Origin of the sequence: Rahnella sp. CJA17(1/100), assembly GCF_963881615.1 — a bacterium.
Taxonomy (GTDB): Bacteria; Pseudomonadota; Gammaproteobacteria; order Enterobacterales; family Enterobacteriaceae; genus Rahnella; species Rahnella aceris.
The window spans coordinates 255,635-273,543 of record NZ_CAWOJA010000055.1 but is presented as its reverse complement, the minus strand read 5'-3'; the positions used below and the strand labels follow the sequence as shown (position 1 = coordinate 273,543).

15 protein-coding genes and 1 other annotated feature are annotated in these 17,909 nt (G+C 50.9%); of the genes, 11 read left to right on the top strand and 4 right to left on the bottom strand.

Going from position 1 to position 17,909, the window contains the following annotated elements; all coding sequences use genetic code 11:
* The first annotated feature begins 148 nt into the window (after positions 1 to 148).
* Positions 149 to 631 carry a protein CreA gene (creA, locus tag AACU55_RS20270; protein WP_013577080.1) on the top strand — a complete coding sequence of 161 codons (483 nt, stop codon included), beginning with the start codon at positions 149 to 151 and terminating at the stop codon, positions 629 to 631.
* 91 nt (positions 632 to 722) lie between these two features.
* Here creA and arcA read toward each other — a convergent pair whose 3' ends face one another.
* Positions 723 to 1,439 (bottom strand): two-component system response regulator ArcA, encoded by a 717-nt coding sequence (arcA, locus tag AACU55_RS20265; RefSeq protein ID WP_013577079.1) that lies wholly within the window; start codon positions 1,437 to 1,439, stop codon positions 723 to 725.
* 666 nt (positions 1,440 to 2,105) lie between these two features.
* Here arcA and AACU55_RS20255 point away from each other — a divergent pair.
* The 5 genes from AACU55_RS20255 to thrC all read left to right on the top strand — a co-directional run bounded on the left by AACU55_RS20255 (position 2,106) and on the right by thrC (position 7,871).
* On the top strand, positions 2,106 to 2,792 hold the full coding sequence (locus AACU55_RS20255; RefSeq protein WP_013577078.1) for a tRNA/rRNA methyltransferase: 687 nt from the start codon (positions 2,106 to 2,108) through the stop codon (positions 2,790 to 2,792).
* Between the two features lie 216 nt (positions 2,793 to 3,008).
* Entirely contained in the window at positions 3,009 to 3,077 is a 69-nt protein-coding gene (gene thrL, locus AACU55_RS20250; protein ID WP_071823645.1) for a thr operon leader peptide, read from the top strand.
* Positions 3,016 to 3,132, top strand: a sequence feature (Thr leader region). Its footprint overlaps the gene before it by 62 nt.
* Before the next feature lie 34 nt (positions 3,133 to 3,166).
* Positions 3,167 to 5,626 (top strand): bifunctional aspartate kinase/homoserine dehydrogenase I, encoded by a 2,460-nt coding sequence (gene thrA, locus AACU55_RS20245; protein WP_013577077.1) that lies wholly within the window; start codon positions 3,167 to 3,169, stop codon positions 5,624 to 5,626.
* A gap of 1 nt (position 5,627) precedes the next feature.
* Positions 5,628 to 6,557, top strand: a complete 930-nt coding sequence (gene thrB, locus AACU55_RS20240; RefSeq protein ID WP_037033471.1) for a homoserine kinase — start codon at positions 5,628 to 5,630, stop codon at positions 6,555 to 6,557.
* A 24-nt stretch (positions 6,558 to 6,581) separates the two neighbouring features.
* Positions 6,582 to 7,871 carry a threonine synthase gene (gene thrC / locus AACU55_RS20235; protein ID WP_013577075.1) on the top strand — a complete coding sequence of 430 codons (1,290 nt, stop codon included), beginning with the start codon at positions 6,582 to 6,584 and terminating at the stop codon, positions 7,869 to 7,871.
* 67 nt (positions 7,872 to 7,938) lie between these two features.
* On the opposite strand, the gene yaaA is transcribed toward thrC, so the two are convergent.
* Both yaaA and AACU55_RS20225 read right to left on the bottom strand, forming a co-directional pair.
* Complete coding sequence (gene yaaA, locus AACU55_RS20230; RefSeq protein WP_037033470.1) at positions 7,939 to 8,712, bottom strand: peroxide stress protein YaaA; 774 nt, start codon at positions 8,710 to 8,712, stop codon at positions 7,939 to 7,941.
* A 111-nt stretch (positions 8,713 to 8,823) separates the two neighbouring features.
* On the bottom strand, positions 8,824 to 10,251 hold the full coding sequence (locus AACU55_RS20225) for an alanine/glycine:cation symporter family protein (RefSeq protein ID WP_037033468.1): 1,428 nt from the start codon (positions 10,249 to 10,251) through the stop codon (positions 8,824 to 8,826).
* A gap of 275 nt (positions 10,252 to 10,526) precedes the next feature.
* On the opposite strand from AACU55_RS20225, the gene tal reads away from it, so the two are divergent.
* The 3 genes from tal (at position 10,527) to AACU55_RS20210 (ending at position 13,659) form a co-directional block, all read left to right on the top strand.
* On the top strand, positions 10,527 to 11,480 hold the full coding sequence (gene tal / locus AACU55_RS20220; protein WP_037033577.1) for a transaldolase: 954 nt from the start codon (positions 10,527 to 10,529) through the stop codon (positions 11,478 to 11,480).
* A 126-nt stretch (positions 11,481 to 11,606) separates the two neighbouring features.
* On the top strand, positions 11,607 to 12,194 hold the full coding sequence (mog, locus tag AACU55_RS20215; protein ID WP_037033467.1) for a molybdopterin adenylyltransferase: 588 nt from the start codon (positions 11,607 to 11,609) through the stop codon (positions 12,192 to 12,194).
* A 142-nt stretch (positions 12,195 to 12,336) separates the two neighbouring features.
* Positions 12,337 to 13,659 (top strand): MFS transporter, encoded by a 1,323-nt coding sequence (locus AACU55_RS20210; protein WP_037033465.1) that lies wholly within the window; start codon positions 12,337 to 12,339, stop codon positions 13,657 to 13,659.
* Positions 13,660 to 13,719: 60 nt separating this feature from the next.
* On the opposite strand, the gene satP is transcribed toward AACU55_RS20210, so the two are convergent.
* Positions 13,720 to 14,319, bottom strand: coding sequence for an acetate uptake transporter (gene satP, locus AACU55_RS20205; RefSeq protein WP_037033464.1), 600 nt, complete (start codon positions 14,317 to 14,319; stop codon positions 13,720 to 13,722).
* 319 nt (positions 14,320 to 14,638) lie between these two features.
* On the opposite strand from satP, the gene dnaK reads away from it, so the two are divergent.
* A complete protein-coding gene (dnaK, locus tag AACU55_RS20200) occupies positions 14,639 to 16,540 on the top strand; it encodes a molecular chaperone DnaK (protein ID WP_013577068.1) in 1,902 nt (633 codons plus the stop codon).
* Between the two features lie 99 nt (positions 16,541 to 16,639).
* A complete protein-coding gene (dnaJ, locus tag AACU55_RS20195; protein WP_013577067.1) occupies positions 16,640 to 17,773 on the top strand; it encodes a molecular chaperone DnaJ in 1,134 nt (377 codons plus the stop codon).
* Positions 17,774 to 17,909 lie beyond the last annotated feature (136 nt).

The following is a 17,909-nucleotide window of genomic DNA, read 5'->3' as shown; positions in this document are numbered from 1 at the left end:
TTTCCCGATAAGACTGCTTAAGATTTTTTTGGCTATCTGTGCTATTTACAGGTGTTACAGAGTATTTCATTCCGAAAGTGTGAATGCACGCTTTCTGATTGTGGTTTCTTTAGAAAACAACGTCATGCTGATGACGTGGAGTAACTTAATGAATAAATGTTGGATTTTTGTATTTGGGATGTTTATTTTTTGTTCTGGAGCAGCACGTGCAGAGCAAGTGGGATCAGTGGATACCGTCTTCAAATTATTCGGTCCGGACCATAAAATTGTGGTCGAGGCCTTTGATGATCCTGATATTAAAAATGTAACTTGTTATATCAGTCGTGCAAAAACCGGCGGCATCAAGGGCGGATTAGGTCTGGCCGAAGATACATCGGATGCGGCGATTTCCTGTCAGCAGGTAGGACCTATCGAGCTCAGCGATAAGATTAAGCAGGGGAAAGATAAAGGCACTGTAGTTTTCCAGAAACGTACTTCTCTGGTGTTTAAAAAGCTGCAGGTGGTGCGTTTTTATGATGAAAAACGTAATGCGCTTATCTACCTGAGTTATTCCGATAAAGTTGTGGACGGTTCACCGAAAAATGCCCTCAGCGCGGTGCCGATCATTCCGTGGGGACATGCTGAGCCTTGAGTTTCACCAAGGGATCCAAATCAAAAGGCCAGCTTTCGCTGGCCTTTACGTTTTATCACATCGACTGCAGAGCGGTTGGCAACCTTCTGTATCAGTCTTCCAGATCACCGCAGAAACGGTAACCTTCACCATGGATAGTGGCGATGATTTCCGGCGTATCCGGAGTCGCTTCGAAATGCTTACGGATGCGACGGATAGTCACGTCAACAGTACGGTCATGAGGTTTCAGCTCACGGCCGGTCATTTTCTTCAGCAAATCGCCACGGGTTTGGATTTTGCCCGGGTTTTCACAAAAATGCAGCATGGCGCGGAATTCACTGCGCGGTAACTTGTACTGTTCGCCCTGCGGGCTTATCAGTGAACGGCTGTTGATATCGAGTTCCCAGCCATTGAATTTGTAGCTTTCAACCAGACGACGTTCTTCACCGGTAGTACCCAGGTTCATCGTGCGGGACAGCAGATTGCGTGCGCGGATGGTCAGTTCGCGCGGGTTGAATGGCTTGGTGATATAGTCATCAGCGCCGATTTCCAGACCCAAAATTTTATCAACTTCGTTGTCGCGGCCGGTCAGGAACATCAAAGCAACGCTGGCTTGTTCACGCAGTTCGCGTGCCAGCAGCAGGCCATTTTTGCCTGGCAGGTTGATGTCCATGATAACCAGATTGATATCATTTTCGGACAGAATGTGGTGCATTTCAGCGCCATCATTGGCTTCATGCACCATGTAGCCTTCTGCTTCAAAAATGCTCTTTAACGTATTACGTGTCACTAACTCGTCTTCGACGATCAGAATGTGAGGGGTCTGCATGATTGCTACCTAAGATTGCCAACAAATAGAAAATAGGAGTACAGAAGTCCTTGATATCCCAATGAATTTTGATGCCTTATTGGCCATCTCACTCGTTACATGACTAAAGTACGTAAATGCGTTCTCGATGCAATTTCCATCAACGGCAACAACATCGCAAGCTCGGTCAGGGATTCCACTTTCTGCAGTTCCACGGGGTCCTAAAGCGGCGCATATCCTAACCCTATTAACAGCAATATAACAGCGAGTGTCGAAATTACCACCCAACAAAATTACGGTTTGTTGACATATATCAAGTTCAATTGTAGCACGGTAACAGAACAGTGAAAAACACTTACAAGAATGCACGTTTGAGTCACATTTCGGCCTTTATTGTACACGATTCAGCTAATCCTCAGGAAACCCAAGATAAATGCAAAATCTGTATGTATCATTATTATATATCCATATGAAAAATAATGACTAATTTTTTAAGGGAATGTGCTTAACCCTGCCAGCAGCTTTTTTACCTCCCGGTTAAGCTTTTCCGATAAAATAAAGGAATATATCAAGTCGACTGTTAAGTTCTTGTGAAGAATATAAACGATGAATAGGTCTGAAACAGGATAAAATTTCATCGCTGAAATACAGGCGGCAAATTCTTTTTCCTTCCTGCAAAGGCGTCATATGCAACTTCATATTATTTTAGTGTCACCGGCTCGCCCGGAAAATGTCGGTGCGGCAGCCCGCGCAATGAAAACCATGGGCTTTGCTTCCTTGCGTATTGTGGACAGCGAGGCACATCTCAAGCCGGAAGCCGGTTGGGTGGCACATGGTTCGCAGGACATCCTGCAAAATGCTCTGCATTTCAGCACACTGGCAGAAGCCCTGGCTGATATTGATTTTACTGTCGCGACGACGGCCCGCAGCCGGGCTAAATTTCACTATTACTGCACGCCTCAGGAGTTGCAGGTGCAGCTTGAAGAGAAAAGCCAGTGGGTGAATCACGCTGCGCTGGTATTTGGCCGTGAGGATTCCGGGCTGACCAATGAAGAGCTGGAACTGGCTGATGTGCTGACCGGCGTACCGATGGTGGCGGATTACCCGTCGCTGAATCTGGGGCAGGCCGTGATGGTATTCTGTTATCAGTTATCGTCTCTCAATCAGGTGACCTCAGTGAAACCTGAAAATGCCGAAGCGGGACAGTTGTCGGCATTGCGTGCACGGGTCGGGCGATTACTGGAAAATGTCGGGGCAGAAGATGACCAGAAATTGTCCGACTGGCTGCATCAGCGTCTCGGTCTTTTGCAGCAGCGCGATGCGGCAATGCTGCATACTTTGCTACATGACATCGAAAAAAAACTGACCCAATGATGTGAGGGGAATCCTTACCGCTACAGTTCGATATCCGGTGCGGTGATAGCAGAGTTATCGATCGTACTGGAAATGCTTTTAAAGGCAGATAATTATCCATTTCATTCTGTCCGTGATTAACCTGCCGAAAATAGAAAAAAATTGACTTATTGTGCCTTATGCTTTAGCTAATAGAGGCAGACAGAGTACAAACCTAAAGACAGACAGAAAATAAAAATGCGAATCATCAGCCTGAACACAACAATTATTACCACCACCGATACCACAGGTAACGGGGCGGGCTGACGCGTACAGGAAAAAGAAAAAAAGCCCGCACCTAACCAGTGCGGGCTTTTTTTTTACATTTAAACGAGAGCTTCAGGAGAGAACCAGAAATGCGAGTGTTGAAATTTGGCGGGACCTCGGTAGCAAACGCAGAACGCTTCTTGCGGGTTGCGGACATTATGGAAAGCAATGCACGTCAGGGACAGGTCGCGACGGTATTATCCGCGCCTGCCAAAATCACCAACTATCTGGTTGCTATGATTGAACGAACTGTCGCAGGGCAGGACATTCAGACCATCATGAGTGATGCGGAAAACATTTTTGGTCAGCTGATAACCGGCCTGGCGGCCGCGCAACCGGGTTTTGATTTGCCGAAAGTGAAAGCGTTTGTCGATCACGAATTCGCTCAGCTTAAACAACTGATGCACGGTATTGCCCTGCTGGGACAATGCCCGGACAGCGTAAATGCCTCCATCATCTGTCGTGGTGAAAAGCTCTCTATCGCTATTATGGAAGCGGTGTTCCTTGCCAAAGGTTTTGGCGTCACCGTCATTAACCCGGTCGAAAAACTGCTCGCGCAGGGGCATTACCTTGAATCGACCGTGGACATCAACGAATCCACCCGGCGTATCGCCGCCAGCGCTATTCCAGCCGATCACATTGTGCTGATGGCCGGTTTCACTGCCGGTAACGAGCAGGGCGAACTGGTGGTGCTCGGACGTAATGGTTCCGATTATTCAGCCGCCGTGCTGGCTGCCTGTTTACGTGCCGACTGTTGTGAAATCTGGACTGACGTCGACGGTGTGTATACTTGCGATCCGCGCATCGTGCCGGACGCCCGCTTACTGAAATCCATGTCATATCAGGAAGCGATGGAGCTGTCGTACTTTGGTGCGAAAGTGCTTCATCCGCGTACCATCCTGCCGATTGCCCAGTTCCAGATCCCTTGCCTGATTAAAAACACCACCAACCCGCAGGCGCCAGGCACGCTGATAGGCAGCGAAAGCCTCGGCGATAATACGCCGGTGAAAGGCATCACTAATCTGAACAACATGGCGATGATCAACGTTTCCGGTCCGGGAATGAAAGGGATGATCGGCATGGCGGCGCGCGTGTTTGCGGTGATGTCCCGTTCAGGCATTTCGGTGGTGCTGATCACCCAGTCTTCTTCTGAATACAGCATCAGTTTCTGTGTGCCGCAAAGCGAACTGGAACGCGCCCGTAAAGCGCTGGAAGACGAGTTCTATCTGGAGCTGAAAGACGGTCTGCTTGAGCCGCTGGATGTGATGGAGAAGCTGGCGGTTATTTCTGTCGTCGGCGACGGCATGCGTACCCTGCGCGGTATCTCGGCGAAATTCTTCTCGGCACTGGCGCGCGCCAATATCAATATCGTGGCGATTGCGCAGGGGTCGTCTGAACGTTCTATCTCGGTGGTCGTCAATAACGACGATGCGACCACCGGTGTGCGCGTAAGCCACCAGATGCTGTTCAACACTGATCAGGTTATCGAAGTCTTCCTGATCGGGGTAGGCGGCGTGGGCGGGGCGTTGATTGAACAGATCCGCCGTCAACAAGCGTGGCTGAAAACCAAACATATTGATCTGCGCGTTTGCGGCATCGCCAACTCCCGGGCATTGCTGACTAACGTTCACGGCATTGCGCTGGAAACCTGGCGTGATGAACTGGGTGCCGCGAAAGAGCCGCTGAATCTGGGACGCCTGATCCGTCTGGTGAAAGAATACCACCTGCTGAATCCGGTGATAGTTGACTGTACTTCCAGTCAGGAAGTGGCTGATCAATACGCCGATTTCCTTGCCGACGGTTTCCACGTCGTAACGCCGAACAAAAAGGCCAATACTTCTTCCATGAATTACTACCATCAGTTGCGTAAAGCGGCGGATGGTTCACGCCGTAAATTCCTCTATGACACCAACGTCGGCGCGGGTTTACCGGTCATCGAAAACCTGCAAAACCTGCTTAATGCCGGTGATGAGCTGATGCGTTTCTCCGGCATCCTCTCCGGCTCGCTGTCCTTCATCTTCGGTAAGCTGGATGAAGGTATGTCGTTATCTGCTGCAACATTGCAGGCGAAAGAGATGGGCTATACCGAACCGGATCCGCGTGATGATCTGTCCGGTATGGACGTTGCCCGTAAATTGCTGATCCTGGCGCGTGAAGCCGGTTACAAACTGGAGCTGACGGATATTGACGTGGAATCCGTTCTGCCGCCGTCCTTCAATAGCGAAGGCACTGTGAATGAATTTGTGGCGCGTCTGCCGGAACTGGATGCCGAATTTGCCAGGCGTGTTGCGGATGCCACCGCGGCAGGTAAAGTATTGCGTTATGTCGGTGCTATCGAAGACGGACAATGCAAAGTAAAAATCGATGCCGTCGATGGTAATGACCCGCTTTATAAAGTAAAAAATGGGGAGAATGCGCTGGCGTTTTACAGCCGCTATTATCAGCCGTTGCCGTTGGTTCTGCGTGGCTACGGTGCCGGTAATGATGTGACGGCGGCAGGTGTGTTTGCCGATCTTTTGAGAACGCTGTCATGGAAGTTAGGAGTTTAATATGGTTAAGGTGTATGCCCCGGCTTCAATCGGGAACGTCAGCGTAGGCTTCGATGTTCTGGGCGCGGCCGTGTCTCCGGTGGATGGCACACTGCTGGGCGACTGTGTTTCCGTTGAGGCGGCCACAGTGTTCAGTCTGAAAAACGAAGGCAAGTTTGTGTCTAAACTGCCGGATCGCATGGAAGACAACATCGTTTATCAGTGCTGGCAGCGTTTCTGTCAGGAAATCGGCAAAGAAGTGCCGGTGGCGATGACGCTGGAAAAAAACATGCCGATCGGCTCAGGTCTGGGTTCCAGCGCCTGTTCGGTGGTCGCCGGTCTGATGGCGATGAATGAGTTTTGCGGTAAACCGCTGAATGAAAACCAGATGCTGTTGCTGATGGGCGAGCTGGAAGGGCGGATTTCCGGTAGCGTACATTTCGATAATGTGGCGCCATGCTATTTAGGCGGCATTCAGCTGATGCTGGAAGAACTCGATATCATCAGCCAGGACGTGCCAGGCTTTGATGACTGGCTGTGGGTGATGGCGTATCCGGGGATTAAAGTCTCGACGGCCGAGGCGCGTGCCATTTTACCTGCGCAGTATCGCCGTCAGGATTGCATCAGCCACGGACGTTATCTGGCGGGCTTTATTCATGCCTGCCACACTCAGCAACCTGCGCTGGCCGCAAAACTGATGAAAGATGTGATTGCTGAACCTTACCGCACCCGTCTGCTGCCGGGCTTTGCAGAAGCCCGCAGCGCCGCAGAAGAAATTGGTGCGCTGGCTTGCGGGATTTCCGGTTCCGGCCCGACGTTGTTCGCGGTGTGTAACGACAGTGCGACAGCGAAACGTATGGCTGACTGGTTGCAGACGCATTATCTGCAAAATGACGAAGGCTTTGTTCATATTTGTCGTCTTGATACCGCGGGCGCGCGGGTATTGGGATAACTCGATAATTTATTGGGATAACTAATGAAACTGTACAACCTGAAGGATCACAACGAGCAGGTCAGCTTTGCTCAGGCCGTCAAACAAGGTCTTGGAAAACAGCAGGGATTATTCTTCCCACTGGAATTGCCTGAGTTTGAACTGACCGAAATTGATCGCTTGCTGGAACTGGATTTCGTCACCCGCAGCAGCCGAATTCTTTCTGCTTTCATCGGCGATGAAATTCCGGAAGAAGAATTATATCAGCGTGTAAAAAATGCGTTTGCCTTCCCGGCACCCGTTGCCAAAGTGGAAGACGACATTGCCTGTCTGGAACTGTTCCACGGCCCGACCCTGGCCTTTAAAGATTTCGGTGGCCGCTTCATGGCGCAGATCCTGACTCAGGTATCTGGCGATCAGCCGGTGACCATTCTGACCGCGACCTCCGGTGATACCGGCGCGGCAGTGGCACATGCGTTCCACGGTCTGAAAAATGTTCGTGTGGTGATTCTGTATCCGCGCGGCAAAATCAGCCCGTTGCAGGAAAAACTGTTCTGTACGCTTGGCGGAAATATTCATACCGTCGCCATCGACGGCGACTTTGATGCCTGTCAGGCACTGGTGAAACAGGCGTTTGATGATGAAGAACTGAAACACGCGCTGAAACTGAACTCAGCCAACTCCATCAATATCAGCCGCCTGCTGGCGCAGATTTGCTACTACTTTGAAGCGGTTGCCCAACTGCCTCAGGAAGCGCGCAATCAGCTGGTGGTTTCCGTACCAAGCGGTAACTTCGGTGATCTGACCGCCGGTCTGCTGGCGAAATCCCTCGGCCTGCCGGTGAAACGCTTTATTGCGGCGACCAACGCCAATGATACGGTGCCGCGTTTCCTGTCTAACGGCGAGTGGGAACCGAAGAAAACCGTTGCGACTCTGTCGAACGCTATGGATGTCAGCCAGCCCAACAACTGGCCGCGTGTGGAAGAGTTGTATCGTCGTAAAACCTGGCAGCTGAAAGATCTGGGCTTCGGCGCAGTCAGCGATGACACCACCGAAGACGCGATGCGCGAGCTGGCCAATATCGGTTATATCTCTGAACCTCACGCGGCAATTGCTTACCGTGTGCTGCGTGACCAGCTGCAACCGGGCGAGTTCGGCCTGTTCATCGGTACTGCACATCCGGCAAAATTCAAGGAAAGCGTGGAAGCGATTCTGGATCAGGACATCGGTTTACCGAAAGAACTGGCGGATCGCGCTGACCTGCCATTGTTGTCGCATAATCTTCCGGCTGATTTCAGCGAGATGCGTGCATTCCTGATGGCGCTGCCTGAATAAAGATTGTGTTTAAGACAGGCAAAAGCCCTCTTCGTGAGGGCTTTTTTGTATCCGCAGATCAGGTCAATCAGCGCTCAGGACGGGTAAACACCAGTTCATTGCCCTGCGAACGTGATTCATCAAATTCATAACCTTCCAGATTGAAATCCTGAAGCTGTTTCGGCTTATCCAGACGCTCTTTAATAATAAAGCGGCTCATCAGGCCGCGCGCTTTTTTGGCGTAGAAGCTGATGACTTTGTATTTGCCGTTCTTCTCGTCGAGGAATACCGGCTTGATGATTTCGCCATCCAGCAGTTTGGGTTTCACCGCTTTGAAGTATTCATCAGACGCCAGGTTCACCAGCACTTTGCTTTTTTGTTCACTGAGCAGTTGGTTGAGTTTTTCGGTCAGCAAATTTCCCCAGAAGGCATACAGATTCGCGCCCTGGGGATTTTCCAGACGGATACCCATTTCCAGACGGTAAGGCATCATCAGATCCAGCGGACGCAGCAGGCCATATAAACCTGACAACATCCGCAGATGTTTCTGTGCAAAATCAAAATCCTTCTCACTGAAATCTTCTGCCTGCAGACCGGTATACACATCGCCTTTAAAGGCCAGCAAGGCCTGACGGGCGTTATCCGGCGTGAAATCCGGCTGCCAGTCATTAAAACGTTCGGCGTTCAGATGGGCCAGTTTGTCGCTGATCCCCATCAGTGAAGAAATCTGCGCAGGAGACATTTTACGTGCCACGGTGATCAGCTGGCTGGATTTATCCAGCAGTTCCGGTTGGGTATAGCGCGTTGTCGCAAGCGGGCTTTCGTAATCGAGCGTTTTGGCAGGTGAAATAATGGTCAGCATAGTCTCGTCCGTTGGTCAGTGACGGTTCACATTCAGGATTTTTGTTGCCTTACTGTAGCAAAAAAGTCACTGCGATGGAGGCATGATATCGATAGGTAAAAGCGCAGGAAATCAGCGCGGAGGCATTTTTTTATCCCAGACGCCGGGCTGGAGCTGACCGCGTAATTCAGGGTAGTGATCAGGATTAAACACCGGCGTTTTCCCCATCCGTCGCTGGCGTTCATAATCTTTCACCACGCTGACCGCGATGCCCGAAAGCAGCAACAGTGCGGTGAGATTGAGTATTGCCATCAGCGCCATGACAATATCGGCCAGTTTCCACAGGACTTGTAATTCCATCAGGCATCCGCAGAACACCATGCTGATGACCATCAACCGGAAAATCAGTAATTTAACGGGCGAAGAACCGTGAAAGAAATTCAGATTGTTTTCGGCATAGGCATAGTTTCCGGCGATCGACGTGAACGCAAAAGAGAAGACCAGAATGGCCAGAACCACATGGCTCCAGCCTGCGGTCACCGGCATAATCGATTGCTGTATCAGCCGGATGCCAACCGGGGCGTCAGGTTGATCAAGGGCTCCTGACGTCAGGATGATCAGCGCGGTTGCGGTACAAATCACCATGGTATCGATGAAGACGGCAAACATCTGGCTGAACCCCACCATAGCCGGGTGGCTTACGCCCGCCATCGCCGCCGCATTGGGTGAAGAACCGACACCGGCTTCGCTGGCAAAGGCGCCGCGTTGCATGCCCTGAGTAATGGCCTGTGTCACGCCATACGCCAGTGCGCCGGAAGCGGCCTGCTGTAAGCCGAAGGCGCTTTTGAATACCAGCGCCAGCACCTGTGGCAACTTTTCAATGTGATGACCAATAACCCAGATGGCCAGCAACAAGTAGGCGAAGGCCATCAGCGGTACAAGCCATTTCGAAAGCCAGGTGATTGCGCGTATACCGCCAAAAATCAGTATCGCGACCAGCACGGATAAAATGCAGGCGGTGGACAGCGCCGGTACATGCAGAAGATGGAAAGAAGCCTGAGCAATGGAATTGGCCTGTAAGGCGCTGAAAATAAAGCCGCAGGAAATCACCATCAGCAAGGAAAACAAGATACCCATCCAGCGCATTCCAAGCCCTTTTTCCATGTAATCAGCCGGCCCGCCGCGAAATTTTTCATGGGCTACATTGCCTTTGTAAATCTGCGCCAGCGTGTTTTCTATCATTGCCGTCGCCATGTTGAAAACTGCAATAATCCACATCCAGAAAATAGCGCCAGGGCCGCCGAGCGTAATGGCGATGGCGACACCGGTGAGATTCCCGGTACCAATACGCGATGCAAGGCTGAGACACAGCGCCCGCCACGGGGAAATACCTCGTGTGATGTGTTTTCGCTTATAAAGAGTGGGGGAGAAAAGGTGGCCAAAGTGACGAAACTGAATGAAACCAAGACGAAACGTAAGGTAAATGCCGGTGCCGCATAGCAGGTAAATCAGGATTGAACTCCAGAGAATAGTATCGAAAAAATCCAGCAGGTCGTTCATAAGTTGTCCTTGGTTGATTTGCCCTTCATCATTTTTATTTGTTTGCTTGCGGGCAATGACCACTTTGGGTGGCTAACATACCTGTTTTATTGAACGGGTAACATATGCATTTTGGCTAATTTTGTGTGTTTTGGAAGGTGAGAAATCCATAGATGTTCGTAGCCGAGCATGCCGTGATATGCGCCTTGCGCCTGGCTTTTTGCATGTTATCATCAGCCAAAGGCAAGGCATGAAAATGCCTATACGAAAACGTCCAAACGATGAGATATGCCAAAATGACCGATAAACTGACTTCCCTACGCCAAATGACTCAGGTTGTTGCTGACACCGGAGATATCGCGGCAATGAAGTTGTACCAGCCGCAGGATGCGACCACGAACCCGTCACTGATCCTCAGCGCTGCGCAAATTCCTGAATACCGTAAACTGATCGACGAAGCAATCGCCTGGGCACGTGACCAGAGCAGCGATCACGATCAGCAGATTACTGATGCAGCTGACAAACTGGCAGTGAACATCGGTCTGGAAATTCTGAAACTGGTACCGGGCCGCATTTCAACAGAAGTTGATGCACGTCTGTCTTACGACACTGACGCAAGCGTGGCCAAAGCCAAACGCCTGATCAAACTGTATAACGATGCGGGTATCAGCAACGACCGTATTCTGATCAAACTGGCTTCTACCTGGCAGGGCATCCGCGCTGCAGAGAAACTGGAAAAAGAAGGCATCAACTGCAACCTGACGCTGCTGTTCTCCTTCGCACAGGCGCGTGCTTGTGCTGAAGCGGGCGTGTTCCTGATTTCTCCGTTCGTTGGTCGTATCCTTGACTGGTACAAAGCCAATGGCGACAAAAAAGAGTTCGCACCGCATGAAGATCCGGGCGTTGTGTCCGTAACCGAAATCTACGAATACTACAAACAACACGGCTACGAAACTGTCGTGATGGGCGCAAGCTTCCGTAACATCGGTGAAATCATCGAACTGGCTGGCTGTGACCGTCTGACCATCGCCCCTGCACTGCTGAAAGAACTGGCAGAAAGCGAAGGTCCGCTGGAACGTAAACTGTCCTTCTCCGGTGAGACCAAGCCACGTCCTGCGCCACTGACTGAATCTCAGTTCTACTGGGAGCACAACCAGGATCCAATGGCGATCGATAAACTGGCTGACGGCATCCGTAAGTTTGCAATCGACCAGGGTAAACTGGAAAAAATGATTTCTGACCTGCTGTAATCAGCATTCAGTTCCAGCATAAAGCGGCTAATCAGCCGCTTTTTTTGTGCCTGCGATAAAACCACCGGCCGGTTACCGATATACTGAGTACTGTGACTACGAAGAAAAATGCTGTGGAGAAATAGCATGGATACATTACGGATTGGTCTGGTATCAGTGTCGGACCGCGCCTCAAGCGGTGTTTATCAGGACAAAGGTATTCCGGCACTGGAAGAATGGCTGGAAAAAGCGCTTATTACGCCTTTTAAGCTGGAGAAAAAGCTGATCCCGGACGAGCAGCCTTTGATTGAACAGGCTATCAGTGAACTGGTTGATGAAAGCGGCTGCCATCTGGTGTTAACCACCGGGGGGACCGGGCCTGCGCGCCGGGATGTCACACCGGATGCCACGCTGGCTGTTGCCGATCGTGAAATGCCCGGTTTCGGCGAACAGATGCGTCAGATCAGCCTGCACTTTGTACCGACGGCAATTTTGTCACGTCAGGTTGGGGTGATCCGCAAACAGGCTTTAATCCTGAATTTACCTGGCCAGCCGAAATCTATTCAGGAAACGCTGGAAGGACTGAAAGATGCCGACGGTAAAGTGATTGTTTCCGGCATTTTTGCCAGTGTGCCCTATTGCATCCAGTTGCTCGACGGACCTTACATTGAAACGCATGATGAGGTGGTAGCAGCTTTCCGTCCGAAAAGTGCCCGCCGCGAGATAAAAAACTGAATACAGTTCCTTTTTGAAATTTAGCGACGTTAAGCGTCAGACACCACTGGTGTGAAAAATATTTGCCGCTATAGTAAGGATTACTTTACATAAGGTGGCAAAACCTTTTTCCATTTTTTACTCTGGTGTCTGACGGTATCCTATGCAACACACACAATCGCGCCGGTTGAACCGGCAGGACTTCAAAACGCTTTCCCTGGCTGCACTGGGTGGCGCCCTCGAATTCTACGATTTCATCATTTTCGTCTTTTTCGCTGCGGTAATTGGCGATCTCTTCTTCCCGGCCAATATGCCCGACTGGCTGCGTCAGGTTCAGACTTTTGGTATTTTCGCTGCCGGTTATCTGGCGCGCCCGTTGGGCGGTATCATCATGGCGCACTTCGGTGATTTGGTTGGCCGTAAGCGCATGTTCAGTCTGAGTATTTTATTAATGGCTTTACCGACACTGGCAATGGGGCTGTTGCCAACCTACGCCTCGATTGGCATGGCAGCACCGCTGTTGCTGCTGCTGATGCGTCTGTTACAGGGCGCGGCGATCGGCGGCGAAGTGCCGGGCGCGTGGGTGTTTGTCGCTGAACATGTGCCACGTAATCGCATCGGTTTCGCCTGCGGCACCCTCACCGCCGGTTTAACGTTGGGGATTCTGCTGGGTTCTCTGGTGGCAACTTTACTGAACACCAGCTTGACGCCAGCGACCATCAGTCAGTACGGCTGGCGTATTCCGTTTTTCATCGGCGGCATTTTTGGTCTGATCGCCATGTATCTGCGCCGATGGTTACAGGAAACGCCTGTCTTTATGGAAATGAAAGCGCATAAGGCGCTGGCGGAAGAATTGCCGTTGAAATCTGTCGTGGCCAATCATAAAAAAGAAATCGTGGTATCGATGCTGATGACCTGGCTGTTATCCGCCGGTATCGTGGTGGTGATCCTGATGACGCCAACCTGGTTGCAGAAGCAATTCGGCATTCCGGCGGCAGCCGCATTACAGGCCAACTGTCTGGCTACAGTAGCGCTGATGTTTGGATGCATTATCTCTGGAAGCATTGTTGATCGCCTCGGTGCCAGCAAAACCTTTATTTTCGGCAGCCTCTTCCTCGGGATTTGCAGCTGGTCTTTCTATCACATGGTCGCGGCTGATGCCTCGGTGCTGATGGGCATGTATGCGCTGGCGGGGTTGAGCGTAGGTGTGGTCGGCGCAGTACCTTATGTGATGGTGCGGGCCTTCCCGGCGGAAGTGCGTTTTACCGGCATCTCTTTCTCATACAACATGGCCTACGCGATTTTCGGCGGCCTGACTCCGGTCTTCGTCACGCTGATTATGCGTCTGACGCCGATGGCTCCGGCTTATTATGTGCTGGCCTTGTCGGTGATTGGCTTGCTGACCGGTATTTACCTTAGCCGCGATTTGAACAGCGAAACGATCCGTACAGAGAAATTTGCCGAAGGCGCAACTTCCGGCCAGTGATTTCTTTTATGCATAAAAAGGCCCTGCGATGCAGGGCTTTTTACGTCTGGCTGAGGGGGTTTATGCCACAACAGCGTCAATCTGGGGAGCGTGGTTTTTCGGCTCACCGACCGGCAAAACGGTACGGCCATATTGCTCGTTCAGCACTTCGGCCATCGCCAGATAAATCGCGCTGGCGCCACAGAAGATCCCTTCGAAACCGGCAAAATGCAGTACCGCCGTGTTTCCGGTCATATTACCGAAGCACAACAGCGCGAACAGAATAACCAGACTGCCGAAAACGATCTGTAAACCGCGGTTTGCTTTCAGGGTGCCAAAGAACATGAATAAGGTGAACACGCCCCAGATGCCGAGGTAAGCGCCAAGGAAGCTTTCGCTGCTGGCTTCAGCCATGCCCATGCGCGGCAGCATCAGGATACCAACCAGGCTTAACCAGAATGCGCCATAAGAAGTGAATGCGGTCGTGCCGAACGTATTCCCTTTTTTAAATTCCATCATCCCGGCAAGAATCTGAATCAAACCACCATAAAAAATCCCCATACTGACAATCACTGCTGTCAGGGGAAAAAAGCCTGCATTGTGTAAATTCAATAAGATAGTGGTCATACCAAATCCCATCAACCCGAGCGGGCCTGGATTTGCCAACGTTTTGCTGTGCATAGATCCTCTGTATCGGAATTATTATTAATTGATAATCGGGGGAAGAAACGCTTGGGAAATGAGTAAAAAACCCACATATCTTTAGAAGCGCGCGGCATCATAAGGAGGGTTGCGTCAGCAAACATTGATCTGGCGTAACAGCAATTGAAGATTTTTTTTCACTTTGCCCCTTGATGCTGAGCTGCATGGCCCCATCTTATTCCCAACCGCAGTTGTTACCGTCGGGAAATCCGTTAAATGGGGCTGTTGAAATCGAAAAGATCGGCCACATATACAGTAGCAACCTGAACGAATATGAATTTAAGTGGAGACGTTTTAGATGGGTAAAATTATTGGGATCGACCTGGGCACCACCAACTCTTGTGTAGCTATCATGGATGGCACGACTGCTCGTGTACTGGAGAATGCTGAAGGCGACCGCACCACTCCTTCCATCATCGCTTATGCGGCAGATGGCGAGACTCTGGTAGGTTCTCCGGCTAAACGTCAGGCTGTGACTAACCCGCAGAACACCCTGTTCGCGATCAAGCGCCTGATTGGCCGTCGCTTCCAGGATGAAGAAGTACAACGTGATAAAGGCATCATGCCTTACCAGATCGTAAGCGCTGACAATGGCGACGCCTGGATCGACGTTAAAGGTCAGAAAATCGCACCTCCGCAGATCTCTGCAGAAGTGTTGAAGAAAATGAAGAAAACCGCTGAAGATTATCTGGGTGAACCTGTAACTGAAGCTGTTATCACCGTACCTGCTTACTTCAACGATGCTCAACGTCAGGCAACGAAAGACGCTGGCCGTATCGCAGGTCTGGAAGTCAAACGTATCATCAACGAACCGACTGCTGCGGCACTGGCTTATGGTCTGGATCGTGAAATCGGCAACCGTACTATCGCGGTATACGACCTCGGTGGTGGTACTTTCGATATCTCTATTATCGAAATTGATGAAGTTGACGGCGAAAAAACCTTTGAAGTACTGGCGACCAACGGTGACACTCACCTTGGTGGTGAAGACTTCGACAGCCGTATGATCAACTATCTGGTTGAAGAATTTAAGAAAGAGCAAGGCATGGATCTGCGTAACGATCCACTGGCGATGCAACGTCTGAAAGAAGCCGCTGAAAAAGCGAAGATCGAATTGTCTTCTGCTCAGCAAACTGACGTGAACCTGCCGTACATCACTGCTGATGCGTCAGGTCCAAAACACATGAACATCAAAGTGACCCGTGCAAAACTGGAATCTTTGGTTGAAGACCTGGTTAACCGTTCTATCGAACCACTGAAAGTGGCGCTGAAAGACGCAGGCCTGTCAGTTTCTGACATTCAGGACGTTATCCTGGTGGGTGGTCAGACCCGTATGCCAATGGTTCAGAAGAAAGTTGCTGATTTCTTCGGTAAAGAACCACGTAAAGACGTGAACCCGGATGAAGCTGTGGCAATCGGTGCAGCAGTTCAGGGTGGTGTCCTGGCAGGTGACGTGAAAGACGTTCTGCTGCTGGATGTGACTCCGTTGTCTCTGGGTATCGAAACCATGGGCAGCGTGATGACTCCGCTTATCACTAAAAACACCACCATCCCGACCAAACACAGTCAGGTGTTCTCTACTGCGGAAGACAACCAGTCTGCAGTCACCATCCATGTGTTGCAGGGTGAACGTAAGCGTTCAAGTGATAACAAATCTCTGGGTCAATTCAACCTGGACGGTATTCAGGCAGCACCACGCGGTCAGGCTCAGATCGAAGTCACCTTCGACCTTGATGCCGATGGTATCCTGCACGTGTCTGCGAAAGACAAAAATACCGGCCGTGAGCAGAAGATCACCATCAAGGCATCTTCTGGTCTGAGCGAAGAAGAAATCCAGAAAATGGTTAACGATGCTGAAGCCAATGCTGAATCTGACCGTAAGTTTGAAGAACTGGTTCAGACCCGCAATCAGGCGGACCATCTGATCCACGGTACCCGTAAGCAACTGGAAGAAGCCGGCGACAAACTGCCAGCTGAAGACAAAACCGCAGTAGAAGAAGCCCTGAAAGCACTGGAAGTGTCTGCTAAAGGTGAAGACAAGGCTGATATCGAAGCGAAAATCCAGGCGCTGGTACAGGTTTCCGGCAAACTGATGGAAATGGCTCAGCAACAAGGTCAGGCTGAAGGCGGCGATACCAGCGCGCAGAAAGATGACGACGTTGTTGACGCTGAATTCGAAGAAGTTAAAGACAAAAAATAATCGCCCTTAAGCGGGCACAGTAAGAAGCTTTACTGATAACCAGCACGGGCGTCGAGGAAACTCTACGCCCGTGCACGCATGTTGAGGGTAGGTTAAAGCATGGCGAAGCAAGATTATTATGAGATTTTAGGCGTATCCAAAACAGCGGATGAGCGTGAAATCAAAAAGGCTTATAAGCGTCTGGCGATGAAACATCACCCTGACCGCAATCAGGGCGATAAAGAATCTGAAAGCAAATTCAAAGAAATTAAAGAAGCTTATGAAATTCTGACCGATGCGCAAAAGCGTGCGGCCTACGACCAGTATGGTCATGCAGCCTTTGAACAAGGTGGCATGGGCGGCGGTGGTGGCTACGGCGGCGGCGGTGCAGATTTCAGCGACATCTTTGGTGACGTCTTTGGCGACATCTTTGGCGGCGGGCGCCGTCAGCGTGCCAGCCGGGGCTCAGACCTGCGTTACAACATGGATCTGACTCTGGAAGAGGCCGTTCGTGGTGTCACCAAAGAAATCCGCATCCCGACACTGGATGAATGTGACGTTTGCCACGGCAGCGGCGCGAAAGCGGGGAGTTCTCCGACCACCTGTCCGACCTGTCATGGTGCAGGTCAGGTTCAGATGCGTCAGGGCTTCTTCACAGTCCAGCAGGCGTGTCCGACCTGTCAGGGGCGCGGTAAAGTGATTAAAGATCCGTGCACCAAATGTCATGGTCATGGTCGCGTAGAACGTTCAAAAACGCTGTCAGTGAAGATTCCTGCGGGTGTGGATACCGGAGACCGTATTCGTCTGGAGGGTGAAGGCGAAGCCGGTGAGCATGGTGCTCCGTCAGGTGATCTGTACGTTCAGGTTCAGGTTAAAGCGCATAAAATCTTTGAGCGCGAAGGTAATAACCTGTACTGCGAAGTGCCAATCAATTTTGCCATGGCAGCACTGGGTGGCGAAATTGAAGTGCCAACGCTTGATGGCCGCGTGAGCCTGAAAATTCCTGCTGAAACGCAAACGGGCAAAATGTTCCGTATGCGCGGGCGCGGTGTGAAATCTGTCCGTGGTGGTGTTCAGGGCGACCTGATGTGCCGGGTGGTAGTGGAAACTCCGGTCAGCCTGAACGAGAAGCAGAAGCAGTTGCTGCGTGATCTGGAAGAAAGCTTTGGTGGCGTTTCGGGTGAGAAAAACAGCCCGCGCTCTAAAAGCTTCCTGGACGGCGTGAAAAAGTTCTTTGATGATCTGACCCGCTAAGCTTTCGCGAATCGAGCGACGGAAAGCCAGATAACATCCCCGGCAGCGGTTGACGCGCCGGGGATTTTTTATGGATTTTTATTCAACAATGTGAAAACCAATGATTCGTAAAAAGCGAAGTATAATCCAGAAATAA

Coding starts and splice junctions, on each gene's coding strand:
- creA (WP_013577080.1), top strand. CDS start 149: ATGAATAAATGTTGGATTTTTGTATTTGGGATGTTTATTTTTTGTTCT.
- arcA (WP_013577079.1), bottom strand. CDS start 1,439: ATGCAGACCCCTCACATTCTGATCGTCGAAGACGAGTTAGTGACACGT.
- AACU55_RS20255 (WP_013577078.1), top strand. CDS start 2,106: ATGCAACTTCATATTATTTTAGTGTCACCGGCTCGCCCGGAAAATGTC.
- thrA (WP_013577077.1), top strand. CDS start 3,167: ATGCGAGTGTTGAAATTTGGCGGGACCTCGGTAGCAAACGCAGAACGC.
- thrB (WP_037033471.1), top strand. CDS start 5,628: ATGGTTAAGGTGTATGCCCCGGCTTCAATCGGGAACGTCAGCGTAGGC.
- thrC (WP_013577075.1), top strand. CDS start 6,582: ATGAAACTGTACAACCTGAAGGATCACAACGAGCAGGTCAGCTTTGCT.
- yaaA (WP_037033470.1), bottom strand. CDS start 8,712: ATGCTGACCATTATTTCACCTGCCAAAACGCTCGATTACGAAAGCCCG.
- AACU55_RS20225 (WP_037033468.1), bottom strand. CDS start 10,251: ATGAACGACCTGCTGGATTTTTTCGATACTATTCTCTGGAGTTCAATC.
- tal (WP_037033577.1), top strand. CDS start 10,527: ATGACCGATAAACTGACTTCCCTACGCCAAATGACTCAGGTTGTTGCT.
- mog (WP_037033467.1), top strand. CDS start 11,607: ATGGATACATTACGGATTGGTCTGGTATCAGTGTCGGACCGCGCCTCA.
- AACU55_RS20210 (WP_037033465.1), top strand. CDS start 12,337: ATGCAACACACACAATCGCGCCGGTTGAACCGGCAGGACTTCAAAACG.
- satP (WP_037033464.1), bottom strand. CDS start 14,319: ATGCACAGCAAAACGTTGGCAAATCCAGGCCCGCTCGGGTTGATGGGA.
- dnaK (WP_013577068.1), top strand. CDS start 14,639: ATGGGTAAAATTATTGGGATCGACCTGGGCACCACCAACTCTTGTGTA.
- dnaJ (WP_013577067.1), top strand. CDS start 16,640: ATGGCGAAGCAAGATTATTATGAGATTTTAGGCGTATCCAAAACAGCG.